At 69.2% G+C, this 15,402-nt stretch carries 15 protein-coding genes and 1 tRNA gene; 7 read left to right on the plus strand and 9 right to left on the minus strand.

Going from position 1 to position 15,402, the window contains the following annotated elements; genetic code table 11:
- Positions 1-23: 23 nt before the first annotated feature.
- The 4 genes from LK09_RS10870 (at position 24) to LK09_RS10885 (ending at position 3,398) form a co-directional block, all read left to right on the plus strand.
- Entirely contained in the window at positions 24-1,016 is a 993-nt protein-coding gene (locus LK09_RS10870; protein WP_156138745.1) for a DMT family transporter, read from the plus strand.
- Between the two features lie 66 nt (positions 1,017-1,082).
- The gene (locus LK09_RS10875; protein WP_039399201.1) at positions 1,083-1,628 is read left to right on the plus strand and encodes a hypothetical protein; all 546 of its coding nucleotides are present in this window, start codon (positions 1,083-1,085) and stop codon (positions 1,626-1,628) included.
- Between the two features lie 404 nt (positions 1,629-2,032).
- On the plus strand, positions 2,033-2,524 hold the full coding sequence (locus LK09_RS10880) for a hypothetical protein (protein WP_156138747.1): 492 nt from the start codon (positions 2,033-2,035) through the stop codon (positions 2,522-2,524).
- Between the two features lie 58 nt (positions 2,525-2,582).
- Complete coding sequence (locus tag LK09_RS10885) at positions 2,583-3,398, plus strand: Fpg/Nei family DNA glycosylase (protein ID WP_039399661.1); 816 nt, start codon at positions 2,583-2,585, stop codon at positions 3,396-3,398.
- On the opposite strand, the gene LK09_RS10890 is transcribed toward LK09_RS10885, so the two are convergent.
- On the minus strand, positions 3,383-3,679 hold the full coding sequence (locus LK09_RS10890; protein WP_039399203.1) for a hypothetical protein: 297 nt from the start codon (positions 3,677-3,679) through the stop codon (positions 3,383-3,385). The two genes, LK09_RS10885 and LK09_RS10890, sit on opposite strands and share 16 nt — an antisense overlap.
- 360 nt (positions 3,680-4,039) lie before the next feature.
- Between LK09_RS10890 and LK09_RS22130 the strand changes: the two genes are divergently transcribed.
- Positions 4,040-4,171: a hypothetical protein gene (locus LK09_RS22130; protein WP_269430933.1), complete on the plus strand. Its 132-nt coding sequence runs from the start codon at positions 4,040-4,042 to the stop codon at positions 4,169-4,171.
- Between the two features lie 112 nt (positions 4,172-4,283).
- On the opposite strand, the gene LK09_RS10900 is transcribed toward LK09_RS22130, so the two are convergent.
- Together LK09_RS10900 and LK09_RS10905 are read right to left on the minus strand one after the other, a co-directional pair.
- A tRNA-Ile gene (locus LK09_RS10900) sits at positions 4,284-4,357 on the minus strand.
- 62 nt (positions 4,358-4,419) lie between these two features.
- Complete coding sequence (locus LK09_RS10905; protein WP_082008202.1) at positions 4,420-6,141, minus strand: amidohydrolase; 1,722 nt, start codon at positions 6,139-6,141, stop codon at positions 4,420-4,422.
- 76 nt (positions 6,142-6,217) lie between these two features.
- Between LK09_RS10905 and LK09_RS10910 the strand changes: the two genes are divergently transcribed.
- Positions 6,218-6,817, plus strand: coding sequence for a TetR/AcrR family transcriptional regulator (locus LK09_RS10910; RefSeq protein WP_197061030.1), 600 nt, complete (start codon positions 6,218-6,220; stop codon positions 6,815-6,817).
- Positions 6,818-6,976: 159 nt separating this feature from the next.
- Positions 6,977-7,480 (plus strand): DUF3145 domain-containing protein, encoded by a 504-nt coding sequence (locus LK09_RS10915; RefSeq protein WP_039399208.1) that lies wholly within the window; start codon positions 6,977-6,979, stop codon positions 7,478-7,480.
- A 160-nt stretch (positions 7,481-7,640) separates the two neighbouring features.
- On the opposite strand, the gene LK09_RS10920 is transcribed toward LK09_RS10915, so the two are convergent.
- The 6 genes from LK09_RS10920 to aceE form a co-directional block, all read right to left on the minus strand.
- On the minus strand, positions 7,641-8,879 hold the full coding sequence (locus tag LK09_RS10920) for a beta-ketoacyl-[acyl-carrier-protein] synthase family protein (protein ID WP_039399210.1): 1,239 nt from the start codon (positions 8,877-8,879) through the stop codon (positions 7,641-7,643).
- A 54-nt stretch (positions 8,880-8,933) separates the two neighbouring features.
- Positions 8,934-9,182 (minus strand): acyl carrier protein, encoded by a 249-nt coding sequence (locus LK09_RS10925; RefSeq protein WP_039399213.1) that lies wholly within the window; start codon positions 9,180-9,182, stop codon positions 8,934-8,936.
- 93 nt (positions 9,183-9,275) lie between these two features.
- A complete protein-coding gene (locus tag LK09_RS10930; RefSeq protein ID WP_039399215.1) occupies positions 9,276-10,277 on the minus strand; it encodes a beta-ketoacyl-ACP synthase III in 1,002 nt (333 codons plus the stop codon).
- Positions 10,274-11,194: an ACP S-malonyltransferase gene (locus LK09_RS10935; protein ID WP_039399666.1), complete on the minus strand. Its 921-nt coding sequence runs from the start codon at positions 11,192-11,194 to the stop codon at positions 10,274-10,276. Before LK09_RS10935 ends, LK09_RS10930 begins: the two co-directional genes overlap by 4 nt.
- Positions 11,195-11,278: 84 nt before the next feature.
- Entirely contained in the window at positions 11,279-12,505 is a 1,227-nt protein-coding gene (locus LK09_RS10940; RefSeq protein ID WP_039399216.1) for a PucR family transcriptional regulator, read from the minus strand.
- Between the two features lie 7 nt (positions 12,506-12,512).
- Positions 12,513-15,239 (minus strand): pyruvate dehydrogenase (acetyl-transferring), homodimeric type, encoded by a 2,727-nt coding sequence (gene aceE, locus LK09_RS10945; RefSeq protein WP_039399218.1) that lies wholly within the window; start codon positions 15,237-15,239, stop codon positions 12,513-12,515.
- Positions 15,240-15,402 lie beyond the last annotated feature (163 nt).

The raw sequence follows: 15,402 nt of genomic DNA on the forward strand, positions 1-15,402 counted from the left end.
CCCCTCTCGCGTAAGGTCGAAGAGTGGTGTTGGCGGGGGCGTTCGCGAGCGATGTGACCGATCAGGTCGTCGGTGTCTTCAAGGACCCCGCGATCCTCATCGGCATCCCTCTCGCGCTGCTCGGCGCCGTCTTCATGTCGTTCGGGGCCCAGTACCAGCACCACGGCGTCCACAAGGTCGAGGTGCTGACCGGGACGTCCGGCAGCAGCGGGCTGACCCTGCGCCACTTCCTCAACCTCGTCCGGCGTCCGTCCTGGGTGTTCGGCACCCTGATGCTCGGCGCGGCGGTCGTCTGTCAGCTCGCGGCCCTCGCCTTCGCACCGCTGATCCTGGTGCAGCCCCTCGGCGCGATCTCGCTCGTGATCACGACGCTGCTCAACGCGAAGGCCTCCGGGCACAAGCCCACCGGCAAGTCGGTGCGCGCGATCATCGCGTGCGTCGGCGGCATCTTCGTGTTCGTCACGATCGCCGCGCTCTTCGCCACCGACACCCCGGTGAGCGACCGGCAGCTGATCATCATCCTCGCGCTGCTGCTGGTGGTGCTGATCACGCTGGTGACGGTGTGGCTCCTCGTGCGCAAGAAGGCCCATCCGCTCTTCTACATCGTCGCCTCCGGCGTACTGTACGGCTTCGTCGCGACCTTCGCGAAGACGATCATCACGCGCATCCAGTCGCAGGACATCAACTGGCTCACGATCCTCTGCGCGGTGGGGCTCGTCGCGGCGTTCGCTGTCGGCGCCTACTTCGTGCAGACCGCGTACGCCGTCGGTCCGCCCGACCTCGTCATCGCGGGCCTCACGGTGATCGACCCGCTCGTCGCGGTCGTCATCGGGCTGACCGTGCTGCAGGAGGCCGCCACAGCGCCCCTGGGGGCTTTCATCGGCTTCGCAGCAGCCGGCCTGGTCGCGGTCTACGGCGTGTTCTCGCTCGCGCGCAACCACCCCGAGGTGCTCAGCAACAGCCAGGAGCTGCCGATTCCGCGCTGGCACGACGGCGACGGACCCGCCCGCGACTGAGCGCCGCCCGACCGGGCCTGTGGATAACTTTCGGGCCGATCCGCCGGAATTGTCTACCGTGGCGGGATGAGATCGCGTCTTGCCGTCGGAGTCCTCCTCGGGATGCTGGTCGTCGCCCTCGCGGGCTGCACCGGCGCGACGCCCCGGCCGAGTCCCACGCCGACTCCGCCGTTCGCGAGCGCGGACGCCGCGTACAAGGCCGCCGAGGCCACCTACCGCGCGTACGTGGCTGCAGGGAACAGGGTGAACTTGCAGGATCCCAAGACCTTTCCGCCCGTGTATCACTGGCTGCTCGATCGAGCCCTCGATCATCAGCGCAAGGAACTCAGCGCCATGGCCGCAAAGGACCTCCGCATGAGCAGTGAGGACCACGTCACATTTGTCGCTCCGATCGGCGGAGGAGACGTGAGGTGGGGAGATGTGTCGTTGGCCGTTTGTATTGACGTCAGTAAGAGTGACGTTCGCGACGCGGCCGGACGATCGCTGGTCAGGAGCACACGACCGAACAAGCAAAGTCTGACGGTTGCCTTCTCGCGTGATGCGTCGACCAGTACGGGAATGAAGATCGCGAGCATTACGGGTCGGAAGGGGAAACCGACGTGCGCAGAGTGAGTGCAGCTGCTCTTGTAATGGCGATCGGATTCGCCTTCGCGAGCGCGAACCTGCCACCTGAGGTTGGGGTTGGTGGCCTGCATACCGATGATGCAACGGATGACACGCACGCCACCGCTGTGCAAGTCTACGTAACGCGGCCTGGTTCGGAACCTCGCAAACAATCTGGCCCGGGGCGCACGGGTATCGGTACAGCCGGATCACCGGGGTTGGCCAGGTCTGCCTCGGGAGCGGGGGAGCCCGGGGTGCCGGATTCGGGGGCGGAGGCGTATGGGTTGCCGGTGCTGGGGCCGGACGACTGCGAGGAGTCGCCGTCGTCGCGTCCCACGCCGTGCGGAACGACGCCGGAGTCCCCGGCTCCGAAGCCGGATCAGAGCTCGGTGGCGGGGCCTCGGGTTCCGACGGTGACCGAGCTCGCCTCGTTCCGGCCGGCGGTTCCGTCGCTGACGGTGGAGCCGCGAAAATTCGGGATTGTAGGGCGGCCGACGAACTTCGTGGTGGCTGCGAAGGAGCAGACGGTGACCGGGCGGTTGTTCGAGCTGCCCGTCAGGGTGCGGTTCACTCCGGCGGCCTACCGGTTCGACTACGGCGACGGCACCTCGAAGACGACCACGATCGGCGGGCGGACGTGGAAGGCCGGGAACGCGCTGATGTTCACCCGCACCGGCACGTCGCACACGTACAAGCGCAAGGCGACCGTCACGGCGCGGGCGACGGTGTTCTATTCGGCGCGGGTGTCGTTCGCGGGGTATCCGGGCTGGTACGACGTGGACGGGTACGTGACCGCTCAGACCCGCGCGGCCCGGTTCCGGCTGTACGTCGCGCACACCGTGCTGGTCGAGCACACGTGCGACGAGGACCCGCACGGACCCGGATGCCCCGGCACCATCCACTGAACGCCGCTGACGAGTGGCGACCCGGGCGGATGTCGGAGCGCGGTGGCATGATCTGACCATGCCCGAGTCACCCGAGGTCCAGGCCTTCGCCGAGGCCGTCGCCCAGCGATTCGTCGGGCGCACGATCGAATCGTTCGCCGTGCGCGACTTCCGCGCCTACAAGACGAGAGCTCAGAAACCCGAGACACTCGACGGTGCCGAGGTGGTCGCGGTGACCAGACACGGCAAGTACGTCGACCTCGAGACCGACCGCGGACACCTCGTCGTCAGTTTCGGCCGCCACGGCTGGGGATCGTGGCACGAGGCCGACGCTGAGCCGACGCCCGACGCGCCCGCCGTCATGGCGACACTCGCACTCGACGACGGCACCCTTCTGGACCTCACCGACGCGGGCACGTTCCGGAGCGCGGGGCTGTGGATCGTGGCCGATCCGCACGAGGTCGCGGGCGTCGCGGCGCTCGGCCCCGATCCCGCGGATCCCGCGTTCACCCGGGCCGACGTCGACGCCGTGACGATCGGTCGGCGCAAACAGCTCAAGGCGGTGCTGCAGGAGCAGACGTCGTTCGCCGGCATCGGCAACGCGTATTCCGACGAGATCCTCTTCCGGGCGAGACTGTCGCCGACCGTGCACGCGGCGACGCTGGACGAAGCAGAGCGCGAGCGGCTGTTCGAGGCGATGACCGCCGAGATCCGCGGGGCGATCGACGTGCGGCGCGGCATCCCGATCGCCGAGCAGAAGGCGGCGAAGGTCGCGGCGATGCGGGTGCACGGGCGGGCCGGTGAGCCGTGCCCGGTCTGCGGGGGCGAGATCGTCGACTACACCTTCTCGGGCACCTCCGCCCAGTGGTGCCCGACCTGTCAGTCGGCCGGGTGATCCTTCGGCGCGATCACGATCCGGCCGTTCTGGATGCGCCCCTTGCCGCCCGCCAGCGGAGCGGGCGCCGGCGCCTCCACCGACGCCTCCCACTCCGTGCGCGCCTCTTCGGCACTCGGACGCCAGACCGAGTCGAACCCCGCGCCCACGGCCGCGAACCCGCCGCTCATGCCGCGTTCCTGACGCCGCAGGTGCGCTGAATGCAGCCGGGGCGCCGACAGCACGAAGGCCGCGGCGATCAGGACGACCGCCGCGCCGATGATCCAACCGAGCGCGTCCATGTGAAGGCGGGTGGGCGGTGAACGCACTCCGGAGTTCGACCACGGCACCCGCCCCAGTATCCCCCGAAGATGCTGTGTGCAGCGAACGCTTCCTCTCGCCCCGCGCGGCCGGGCAAGAGTCTGACCCATTCGTCGTGCGCGTGCACAAGAATCGCGGCGGACTACTCAATTTCCGCCGTCGAGCACTCAATCGGGCGGAAACGGCCTTTGCGTCGGGTGCCCGCGTGTCACCGTCGAGGGGCGGCTTCGAAGCGGAGCCGCCACACATTCACGACGAGGGGCCGGTGGACCGTGATGAGGGAACACGCCAAGAAGGTGAACCCACGCCAGAAGCGTCGACTCTTGCTCGGGCTCCGTGCCGTGAGCGTGGTCGTCCTTCTGGCCGCCACCTTCGCCTTCTGGTCGAACCAGTCCCTCCTCGGCGCCGTCCTCGGCGGGATCATGCTCCTGCATGTCCTCGGCCTGTATCTGATCGAGAAGAATTACATCTGATGGATGCAGGCTGCGGACGCAGCAAGCTGGCCTGACGCCACTGTGGCGTACCGACCGCACGCGTCGTTCGCGTGCGCCGGAGCGATCGAATGGACCTGGCGACCCATATCGGTAGGGCGGGTGGGACTTGAACCCACGATCGTCGGGTTATGAGCCCGCTGCCTTGACCAGCTTGGCCACCGCCCCGCGAGGCCCGGGGGCCCCGACGTTAGAGCCTACGGCACGCCGCGGCCCGGTCGCGCGGGCGGTCAGGAGTCGTGGTGCTCGTGCTGGTGCGGGTCCTTCGCGGTGCCGCCGGTCGCCGGGTCGTCAGCCGGGGGAGCACCGACCTCGTCGAGCACGTTGCCGCGCGAGTGCACGACCCGGCCGCCGACGATCGTGGTCTCGGCGAACTCGCCCAGCAGACCCTGCGGGTCGGCGTCGTGCGCGTGCAGGTCACCCGACCAGACGACGAGGTCCGCCAGCATCCCCTCGGCGAGGCTCCCACGGTCGTGCTCCAGGTGGAACGCCCGTGCACCGTTGAGGGTGTACGCCTCGAGCGACCGGTCGACGCCGAGGCGCTCCGCGGGCGTCCAGGCATCCGCGCCTTCGAGAGTCGCCCGCGTGGCCGCCGAGAACACGCCGATGAGGGGATCCATCTCGCCGACCTGCCAGTCACTGGAGAACGAGACGTTCGCACCCGAGTCGAGAAGGCTCTTGAACCGCCACGCGCGGTCCCAGCGCTCCTCGCCGACGTTTTCCATCCAGGTGCCGGCCACGAGATCGGGCGAGGCATGGCGCGGCTGCATGGCGGCGACGACTCCCAGCTGCGCGAAGCGGGGCAGGTCGTCGGGATGCAGACATTCCACGTGCACGATGCCGTGCCGGCGGTCGACGGTGCCGTTGACCCGCTGGGCGTTCTCGATGGCGTCCAGCGCGAGGCGGATGCCGGCATCCCCGGTCGCGTGCGTATGAGTCTGGAATCCCAGCCGGTCGAGTTCGGTGATGACCTCGACGAGCTCGCGTCCGCCGTTGCCGGGATAACTGGGTCGGCCGCGCCGCCCCGGTCGGTTCGCGTAGTCATCCAGCATGAACGCGGTGTGCGGTTCGATCACGTCGTCGGAGTACAGCTTGAGCGGACCGACCGACAGCAGCGGATCCGGCGTGAAGGAGTCCACGGTGTCGCGCAGCGTCTGCCGGAACGAGCCGTCCGCACCCACGGGGTGGAACAGCTGCGCGATGACGCGGGACGTCAGCAGACCCGCGTTGAGGGCGCGCTCGAACAGCGGCAGCTCGGCCAGCGGCACCTGCGGCTCCACCGCGGTCGTGATGCCGACGGCGGTCGCCATGCGCATGCTCGCGAGGATCTTCTTGTAGCGGCGGTCGGGGGAGTACATCGGGATGTCGCGCTGCAGCTCGGCGAGGCCCCGGACCGTCATGGCGCTGGTGTAGAAGTCGGTCACCCACCCCGTCGGCTCGCCGTCGTCGCGCCGCTCGGGTCGGCCCCAGGCCACGTCGCCACCGTCGTGGATGCCGAGCACCCGCAGCGCGGAGTCGTTCAGCCACACGGAGTGCTGGTCGTAGGTCGTGACGAAGATCGGCCGGTTCGCGGCATCCAGTCCGCGCAGGTCGTCGGCGTTCGGGCGCCGGTTGTCGACGATCGAATACACCGCGTTCTCCGCGCAGATCCACCCGAGGTCGGGGCGGGATGCCGCGAACTCGGCGATCCGGCCGCGCACCTCGTCGAGGGTGTGGGCGCCCTCGAGGCTCACGGCGTCTTCGTCGAAGCCGAGCAGGAGGTGGTTGTGCGTGTCGATGACGCCCGGCGTGATCGTGCGTCCTTCGGCGTGGACGGTGCGCGTCGCGGCCGGAGCGTCGGCGGCGTCTCCGACGTAGGCGATGCGGTCGCCGGCGATGCCGATGGCCTCGGCCCACGGCTGTGCGGGGTTGAAGGTGCGCACCCGGGCACCGGTGATGAGGGTGTCGATCATGATCGTCTCCGGAATTAATTGACTCAAGTGTCAAAGAATACTCAACAGTCCCATGATTCTCGGCTACTGTCAAGATGTGGCGAGACCGAAGCGGCAGGAGGAGAAGCGCGCAGCGCTCATCGAAGCGACGATCGCCGCGGGTGCGGCGCGCGGGCTCCGGTCGCTTTCGCTCACCGACGTCGCCGCCCACGCAGGACTCACCCGCGGCGCGGTGCTCTACTACTACGAAGACCTGGACGCGCTCCTCGTGGAGACCCACGCGGCCGGCGTCGCCCGGTTCTGCGACGAGCGGGATGCCCTCGTGGACGCCCTCGACGACCCACGCGAACAGCTGGCCGTCGCGATCGACCGGGGCCTGCCGCACGGGCCCGACGATGCGCTGATGCGTCTGCTCTACGAGTTCGACGTGCTCGCCGGATTATCGGCGCTGCACGACGAGCACGTGCAGAACATGTACGTGCGGCAGCTGGCCACCTATCGGCGGGTCTTCGCGGCCGGCCGATCGGCGGGGGTCTTCCGCTCGGGGATGGACGACGAAACGCTCGCGATGACCTTCGTCGCCCTGGAGGATGCCTACGGCCTCCACATCGTGGGCGGCAACGAGCTGATGACCGTCGACACCGCCCGGACGGCCATGCGACGGCTCGCCGACGAGCTCGGCTGCACCCCGGCTTAGCGGGTCGCGCGCCGTCGCGGCGCCCGGCGCGCCGCGAAGTGACACGCTTGTGATTCGTCACGTCGATGCGCCATAATGGGCCCCGATACAGCTGAACAGCCGGTCATGGGCATCCGATCAGGTCGTAGGGGAAGACGCACCTGAAGAAACGGAGAGACCATGGCTTCCACACAGGCGCGTGGAGTGGTGTACATCCACTCCGCGCCGCGCGCGTTGTGCCCACACCTGGAGTGGGCTGTCGGTCGTGCCCTTGGGCGGCCGGTCAGCTTCGACTGGTCCGACCAGCCCGTGCTGCAGGGATGCCGTCGCGCCGAGTTCTACTGGGAGGGATCGACCGGGACGGGCGCGGCGCTCGCCACGGCGATCCGCGGGTGGGAGCACCTGCGCTATGAGATCACCGAGGACCCGTCGCCGCGCAGCGACGGCGGGCGGTGGATGCACACCCCGGACCTCGGCATCCACTTCGCGCAGACCGACACGGCCGGAAACGTCGTCGTCGGCGAGGAGCGCATCCGGTACGCCGTCGAGGTCTCCGCCGGCGACCCGGCCGAGCTGATGCGCGAACTGGACGTCGCGCTCGGATCCGCCTGGGACGAGGAGCTCGAGCCGTTCCGCCACGCGTCGGACGACGCACCCGTCGTCTGGCTGCACAAGGTCGTGTGACCCCCGGCCGGCCGGTCCATCCGACGCGCAGAACTCAGACGGGGAGGCGCGACTACCGTGCCCTCGGTGGGGACATCCCGGGGGAGGGGAAAGCGAATCGCCGCCTGACACGACAGAAGCCCCGGCGATGACGCCGGGGCTTCTGACGATTGGAGGAAGATCACACGGAGGCGAACGCCACCACCGCGTTGTGCCCGCCGAACCCGAACGAGTTGCTGATCGCGAGCTGATCGCCGCTGCCGAGCGAGATCGGCTTGGCGTCGATCGCGAAGGGGACCTCGGGGTCCTGCTCGGTGACGTTGATCGTCGGCGGCGCCTGGCGGTCGCGGATCGCGAGGATCGCGAAGATCGCCTCGAGTGCTCCGGTCCCGCCGAGGAGGTGCCCGGTCGACGCCTTGGTGGCCGACACCGGGATCTCGTCGATGCGGCTGCCGAAGACGCTCTTGAGCGCCACGTACTCGTTGGGGTCGCCGACCGGGGTCGAGGTCGCATGGGCGTTGACGTGCGTGACGTCGTCCGGCGACGCACCGGCCATCTCGAGCGCCTGCCGAACGGCACGGGCGGCACCCAGCCCCTCGGGGTCGTTCGCCGTGATGTGGTACGAGTCCGCCGTCACGCCGCCGCCGACGACGGTGGCGTAGATGCGGGCTCCCCGGGCCTTCGCGTGCTCCTCGGTTTCGAGGATGAGGACGGCCGCTCCCTCGCCCATGACGAAGCCGTCACGGTCGACGCTGGTCGGGCGGGATGCCTCGGCGGGATCTTCGTTGCGCTTGGACAGCGCCTGCATCGAGGCGAAACCGGCGATCGTGATCGGATGGATCACCGACTCTGTGCCGCCGGCGATCACGACGTCCGCGAGTCCGTCCTGCAGGTGCTCGAGGGCGTTGACGATCGACTCGGTGCTCGACGCGCACGCGCTCGCGACGGTGCGGGCGAACGCACGGGCGTTGAAGTGCAGTGACAGGTTGCCCGCCGCGGCGTTCGGCATGAGCATCGGCACGGTCATGGGCATGACGCGCCGCGGACCCTTCTCACGGAGGGTGTCCCACGCATTCAGCAGCGTCCAGAAGCCGCCGATGCCGGTCGCGAAGTCGACGCCGAGACGGTCGGGGTCGACCTCCGGAGACCCGGCATCCTCCCAGGCCTCCATCGCCGCGACGAGTGCGAGCTGGGCGGACGGGTCGAGGCGCTTGGCGACCGGCCGGTCAAGGACCGTCTCCGGGCGCACGATCGCCTCGGCGGCGAAGGTGACCGGCAGCTGGTACTTCTCGACCCAGTCGTACTCGAGGGTGCGGGCTCCGGACGCTCCGCCCAGCAGGGCGGACCAGCTCTCGGGCGCGGTTCCCCCGATGGGGGTGGACGCGCCGATTCCGGTGACGACGATGCGGGATGCGCTCATTGAAGATCCTTGGATGTGGTTCGCCGGTGGGGGCTCACGCCCCCACCGGAAGGGTCACGCCTGGTTGGACGTGATGAAGGTGACGGCGTCGCCGACCGTCTTGAGGTTCTTGACCTCGTCGTCGGGGATGGTGACGCCGAACTTCTCCTCGGCGTTGACGACGATCGTCATCATCGAGATCGAGTCGATGTCGAGGTCGTCGGTGAACGACTTCTCGAGGGCGACCTCGTCGGCCGAGATGCCGGTCTCGTCGGTGATGAGTTCGGCCAGGCCTGCGAGGACCTCGTCGTTGGTCAGTGCCATGTCTGCTCCTTGTATGGGGGTGTACAGCGGTGTTCAGCGCCGCCGGTGGAAGGCCGGCGACACCCGGTACAGTCTAGAGTTGCGTCCGCGCCCTCACGGGAGCACGACGACCTGTGCGCCGAAGACCAGTCCGGCGCCGAATCCGATCTGCAGCGCGAGACCGCCGGAAAGCTCAGGATGCTCCTGGAGCAGCCGGTGCGCCGCGAGGGGAATGGATGCCGCCGACGTGTTGCCGGTCGTCTCGATGTCGCGTGCGATCACGACCGACTCGGGAAGCTTCAGCTGTTTGGCGAACTCGTCGATGATGCGCATGTTCGCCTGGTGCGGGATGAACGCGGCCAGGTCGTCCGGCCCGATGCCGGCGGCCTCGAGAGCCTGCCGGGCCACCTTGGCCATCTCCCAGACCGCCCAGCGGAAGACGGTGGGGCCCTCCTGGCGAAGCGTCGGCCAGGGTGCCTTGCCGTCGCGGAAGTCGACGAGCGTCTCGTTCATGCCGACGACGTCGGCCTTCGACCCGTCCGAGCCCCACACGGTGGGGGCGATGCCGGGGGTGTCGCTGGGGCCGATGACGGCCGCGCCGGCTCCGTCGCCGAGCAGGAACGAGATGCTGCGGTCGGTGGGGTCGACGATGTCGCTGAGCTTCTCGGCGCCCACCACGACCGCGTACTTTGCCGCACCCGCGCGGATGAGGGCATCGGCCTGCGTGACGGCGTAGGCGAACCCGGCGCACGCCGCGTTCACGTCGTAGGCCGCGGCCGGGGTCGCGCCGATGCGGTCGGCGACGATCGCCGAGACGGACGGGGTCTGCTTGGGGTTGCTGATCGTCGCGATGATGACCGCGTCGATGAGCGCGGGATCCACGCCTGAGCGCTGCACTGCCTCGAGCGCGGCCGCGGCGGCCAGATCGACGGCGGTGGTGTCGGCATCCGCCCGCACCCGCGTGACGATGCCCGTGCGCTGCCGGATCCACTCGTCGCTGGAGTCGATGGGGCCGACGAGATCGTCGTTGGGCACGTAGTTCTCGCCGCGTGCGGCGCCGTAGGCGTAGATGCGCGTGTGCGCGGCGCCCTGGGCCTGGTTGATGGTCGCGGTCATTCGGCGTCCCCTTCGAGCAGAGCGGCGGCAGCCGCGAGGTCATCCGGCGTCTTGACGGCCACGGCGGGCACGCCCTTGAGCACGCGCTTCGCGAGTCCGACGAGGGTTCCGGCGGGTGAGAATTCGATGAGGCCCGTGATGCCGTGGTCGGCGAACGACGCCATGCACAGATCCCAGCGCACCGGCGAGGCGACCTGCGCGACGAGGCGGTGGATCGCCTCGGGGCCGGAGGTGAGGACCGACCCGTCCGAGTTCGTCCACAGCGGCAGAGCCGGGTCCTGGACGGCGACATCGGACGTCGCGGCGCGAAGCGTCTCGACGGCGGGCGCCATGTAACGGGTGTGGAAGGCGCCGGCGACCTTGAGCGGCATCACGCGCGCCCGCTCCGGTGCGGCCGCGGCGAGCTCGCCGAGCCGGTCGAGGGCGCCTGCGGCGACGATCTGACCGCCGCCGTTGTAGTTCGCGGGGGTGAGGTCGAGGTCCGCGAGGCGCTGCAGCACAGCCTCCTCGTCGCCGCCGAGCACGGCGCTCATGCCGGTCTGCTCGAGGGCGGCGGCCTCGGCCATGGCCCGGCCGCGGATGCCGACCAGCCGCATGCCGTCGGCGGCGGAGAACACCCCGGCGGCCGTGAGCGCGGCGATCTCGCCGACCGAGTGGCCGGCGACGCCACCCGGAGCGGTGTCGGTGCGCTCGGTCAGCGCTGTGTAGGAGAGAAGGCTGGCGGCCACGATGAGCGGCTGCGCCACCTTCGTGTCGCGGATCTGATCGGCGTCCCACTCGGTGCCCGCGGCGACCAGATCGACCTCGGCCGCGTCGGAGTACGCCGCCAGGCGCTCACGCGCGCCATCGAGCTCGAGCCAGGGGGAGAGGAATCCGGGGGTCTGGGAACCCTGCCCCGGGAAGACGGCGACGATCACGTGTTCCATCCTGCCAGGACCGAGAGGGCCGAGTCGTGCATGACCTTCAGAAGAAATGGGGTTCGACTTGTATGGATGTCACAATCAGCGGGGGCGCCGCGACGAGGTCGCGCGCCTCCGGGTGGCATCCGGGCCGATCGCCCCGAGGATCAGCGCCGTCTGCAGGATGAGCGCCTCGCGCGGACCGGTGGCGTCCCACCCGATCACCTCGGAGACGCGCTTGAGCCGGTACCGCACCGTGTTCGGATGCACGAACAGCTCGCGCGCGGTCGCCTCCAGGGAACGGCCGTTGTCGAGGTACGACCACAGCGTGGTGACGAGGTCGGCGCTGTGCGCCTGCAGCGGCGTGTAGATCCGGTCCACGAGGGTCTGCTTGGCCAGCGGATCGCCGGCGAGGGCGCGTTCGGGGAGGAGATCGTCGGCGTCCACGGGCCGCGGCGCGTGGCGCCAGGCCTTCGCGACGGCGAAACCGGCCAGCGCGGCCCGGGCACTGCGACTGGCATCCACCAGCGCCGGAACCGCGGGCCCGAGCACGAGGTGTCCGCTGCCGAAGCCGGGCTCGAGGCGCGCGGCGACCTCGGAGAACGGCAGTTCGGCCTCGTCCCCGTTCCCGTTTCCGTTTCCGGAGGGGCCGTGGGTGCGTCCGACGACGAGCACGAGACGCGAGCCCTGGACGCCGATCAGCACGTCCACGCCGAGTTTGCGGGCCGTGCGCCGCAGCTGGTCGACGTCCAGCTGGGCGGGCGTCGTGCCGACGAGGACGACGACCTCTCCGTGGCCGTGCCACCCGAGGGCGGCGATGCGGCTGGGCAGTTCTTCGTCCGCCTCGCCGGTGAGGATCGAATCGACCACGAGCGCCTCGAGTCGGGCATCCCAGAGGCCCCGCGCCTCGGCGGCGCGCGCATAGACGTCCGCGGATGCGAAGGCGACTTCGCGGGAGTAGAGGAGGATCGCCTCGCGCAGGTGCTCCCCGACGCCGGCGACCCGCTCCTCGGTCACCTCCACGGTGACGCGGATCAGTTGCAGGGTCTGCTGCAGGCTGACGCTGCGCAGCAGTTCCCGGGGGGCCGCCGCGAAGATGTCGGACGCGATCCAGGGAGTGGACCCCGGATCCTCGTACCACTGGATGAACGAGGTGATGCCCGCCTGCGCGACCAGCCCCACGGCGGAGCGGCGCGCAGGCGGCATCTCGGCGTACCACGGAAGCGTGGACTCGAGCCGCTGCAGAGTGGCTGTCGCGAGATCGCCCGAGATCCGGCGCAGCCAGCCGAGCGTCTCGGTCTTGTCCATCGCTTCCGTGGTGTCGCTCATGGTCGGATCAGGACTCCCCGCCGGCGTTGCCGCTCGTGCCCGCGTTGACGTTGTGCAGGTCGTACTTGCGGATGGCGTCGGCCGCCAGCGAGCGGTCGACCTTGCCCTCCTCGGCCAGCGCCTGCAGGGTGCGGACGACGATCGACGGTCCGTCGATCTTGAAGAAGCGCCGGGCGGCGGCGCGCGTGTCGCTGAAGCCGAAGCCGTCGGCGCCCAGGGTCGCGAAGCGGTTCGGAACCCAGGGACGGATCTGGTCCTGCACCGCGTGCGCGAAGTCGCTGACCGCGACCACGGGACCTTCGGCGCCCTGCAGCTTGTCGGTGACGTACGCCGTGCGCGGCGCCTCCTCCGGGTGCAGGAAGTTGTGCTCGTCGGCCTCCAGGCCGTCGCGGCGCAGCTCGCCCCACGAGGTCACCGACCACACGTCGGCGACGACGCCCCAGTCGTCCTTCAGCAGCTTCTGGGCCTCGAGCGCCCACGGCACGCCGACGCCGGACGCCAGCAGCTGAGCGCGGTGCCCGTCGCCGGAGCCCTCCGAGATGCGGTGGATGCCGCGCACGATGCCGTCGACATCCACGCCCTCCGGCTCGGCCGGCTGCACGTACGGCTCGTTGTACACGGTGAGGTAGTACGAGACGTTCGGGTCCTGGTGGTTGCCGCCGTACATGCGCTCGATGCCCGAGCGCACGATGTGGGCGATCTCGTACCCGTAGGCCGGGTCGTAGGACACGATCGACGGGTTGGTCGACGCGATGAGCGGGGAGTGGCCGTCGGCGTGCTGCAGGCCTTCGCCGGTCAGCGTGGTGCGGCCGGCCGTGGCGCCGATGATGAAGCCGCGGGCCATCTGGTCGCCCGCCGCCCACATGGCGTCACCGGTGCGCTGGAAGCCGAACATCGAATAGAACACGTAGATCGGGATCAGCGGCTCGCCGTGCGTCGCGTAGGACGTGCCGGTGGTGGTGTACGCGGCCATGGCGCCGGCCTCGTTGATGCCGACGTGGACGATCTGACCCTGCGGGCTCTCCTTGTACGCCAGGAGCAGCTCGCGGTCGACCGACGTGTAGTTCTGACCGTTGGGGTTGTAGATCTTCGCGGTCGGGAAGTACGCGTCGATGCCGAAGGTGCGGGCTTCGTCCGGGATGATCGGCACGATGCGGTGGCCGAAGTCGGGGGCGCGGAGCAGATCCTTGAGCAGACGCACGAAGGCCATCGTGGTGGCGACCTCCTGGGTCCCCGAGCCCTTCTTGGGCAGCGCGTACGCCTTGTCCTCGGGCAGCGCGAGACCGACGTGGTGGCTGCGGCGCTCCGGAAGGAAGCCGCCGAGCGCGCGTCGCCGCTCGAGCATGTACTGGATGGCCTCGTCCTGCGGTCCCGGGTTGTAGTAGGGAGGCTGGTACGGGTTCTCCTCGAGCTGGGCGTCCGAGATCGGGATGTGCATCGAGTCGCGGAACAGCTTCAGGTCGTCCAGCGTCATCTTCTTCATCTGATGCGTGGCGTTGCGGCCGGCGAAGTGCGGGCCGAGGCCGTAGCCCTTGATGGTCTTCGCGATGATGACGGTCGGCTGACCCTTGTGCTCCTGCGCGGCCTTGAACGCGGCATACACCTTGCGGTAGTCGTGGCCGCCGCGGCGCAGGTTCCAGATCTGGTCGTCCGTGTAGTCCTTGACCAGGTCGAGGGCGCGCGGGTCCTTGCCGAAGAAGTGCTCGCGGACGAACGCGCCGTCCTCGGTCTTGTAGGTCTGGTAGTCGCCGTCGGGAGTCATGTTCATGACGTTGACGAGCGCACCGGACGAGTCGCGGGCGAGCAGGTCGTCCCACTCCCGGCCCCAGATGACCTTGATGACGTTCCAGCCGGCGCCGCGGAAGAAGCTCTCCAGCTCCTGGATGATCTTGCCGTTGCCGCGCACCGGGCCGTCGAGGCGCTGCAGGTTCGCGTTGATGACGAAGGTGAGGTTGTCCAGGCCTTCGTTGGCGGCGACCTGGAGCTGCCCGCGGCTTTCCACCTCGTCCATCTCGCCGTCGCCCAGGAAGGCCCAGACGTGCGAGTCGTTGAGGTCCTTGATCCCGCGGTTGGTGAGGTACTTGTTGGTCATCGCCTGATAGATGGCGTTGATCGGGCCGAGGCCCATCGAGACCGTCGGGAACTGCCAGTAGTCCGGCATGAGGCGCGGGTGCGGATAGGAGGGGAGCGCGTGTCCGGCGCGCGACTTCTCCTGCCGGAATCCGTCCAGGTCCTCGGCGCTGAGGCGGCCCTCCAGGAACGATCGGGCGTACATGCCGGGGGAGGCGTGGCCCTGGAAGAACACCTGGTCGCCGCCGCCCGGGTGGTCCAGGCCCCGGAAGAAGTGGTTGTAGCCGACCTCGTACAGCGAGGCCGACGACGCGTAGGTCGAGATGTGGCCGCCGACGCCGACGCCGGGGCGCTGCGCACGGTGCACCGTGAGTGCGGCGTTCCAGCGGATCCACGAGCGGTACTTGCGCTCGATCTCCTCGTCACCGGGGAACTCCGGCTCGTTCTCCGGGGCGATCGTGTTGATGTAGTCCGTGGTGGGGACCATCGGCACGCCGAGCTGGAGGTCCTTCGATTCCTTGAGGAGGCTCAGCATGACCTCGCGGCCGCGCTGGTGTCCCTTGGCTTCGACGAGCTGCTGCAGGGATTCCTGCCACTCCGCGGTTTCTTCCGGGTCGCTGTCGAGAGGGCCCTGTGAGTATGGATCCTGATCGTGAACAGTCACGTCTGACCTTTCTTAGACCTGGCAGGTCGTGCCAGAGATTCGGCTACAGATGCGCGTCCGCTTGTACAGTCGGCACAACGCACAATTGCACAGCCTAGCGACTTTGTGGACGATCGACTATCTTTTTCGCCGATTTCGCTGCAACCATACAAGCCGCCTGGGA

This window comes from Microbacterium mangrovi (assembly GCF_000802305.1).
GTDB classification, from domain to species: domain Bacteria; phylum Actinomycetota; class Actinomycetes; order Actinomycetales; family Microbacteriaceae; genus Microbacterium; species Microbacterium mangrovi.

Excerpts from the sequence above, each read along its gene's own strand:
- LK09_RS10875 (WP_039399201.1), top strand. The coding sequence starts at position 1,083 with ATGAGATCGCGTCTTGCCGTCGGAGTCCTCCTCGGGATGCTGGTCGTC.
- LK09_RS10885 (WP_039399661.1), top strand. The coding sequence starts at position 2,583 with ATGCCCGAGTCACCCGAGGTCCAGGCCTTCGCCGAGGCCGTCGCCCAG.
- LK09_RS10890 (WP_039399203.1), bottom strand. The coding sequence starts at position 3,679 with ATGGACGCGCTCGGTTGGATCATCGGCGCGGCGGTCGTCCTGATCGCC.
- LK09_RS10905 (WP_082008202.1), bottom strand. The coding sequence starts at position 6,141 with ATGATCGACACCCTCATCACCGGTGCCCGGGTGCGCACCTTCAACCCC.
- LK09_RS10915 (WP_039399208.1), top strand. The coding sequence starts at position 6,977 with ATGGCTTCCACACAGGCGCGTGGAGTGGTGTACATCCACTCCGCGCCG.
- LK09_RS10920 (WP_039399210.1), bottom strand. The coding sequence starts at position 8,879 with ATGAGCGCATCCCGCATCGTCGTCACCGGAATCGGCGCGTCCACCCCC.
- LK09_RS10925 (WP_039399213.1), bottom strand. The coding sequence starts at position 9,182 with ATGGCACTGACCAACGACGAGGTCCTCGCAGGCCTGGCCGAACTCATC.
- LK09_RS10930 (WP_039399215.1), bottom strand. The coding sequence starts at position 10,277 with ATGACCGCGACCATCAACCAGGCCCAGGGCGCCGCGCACACGCGCATC.
- LK09_RS10940 (WP_039399216.1), bottom strand. The coding sequence starts at position 12,505 with ATGAGCGACACCACGGAAGCGATGGACAAGACCGAGACGCTCGGCTGG.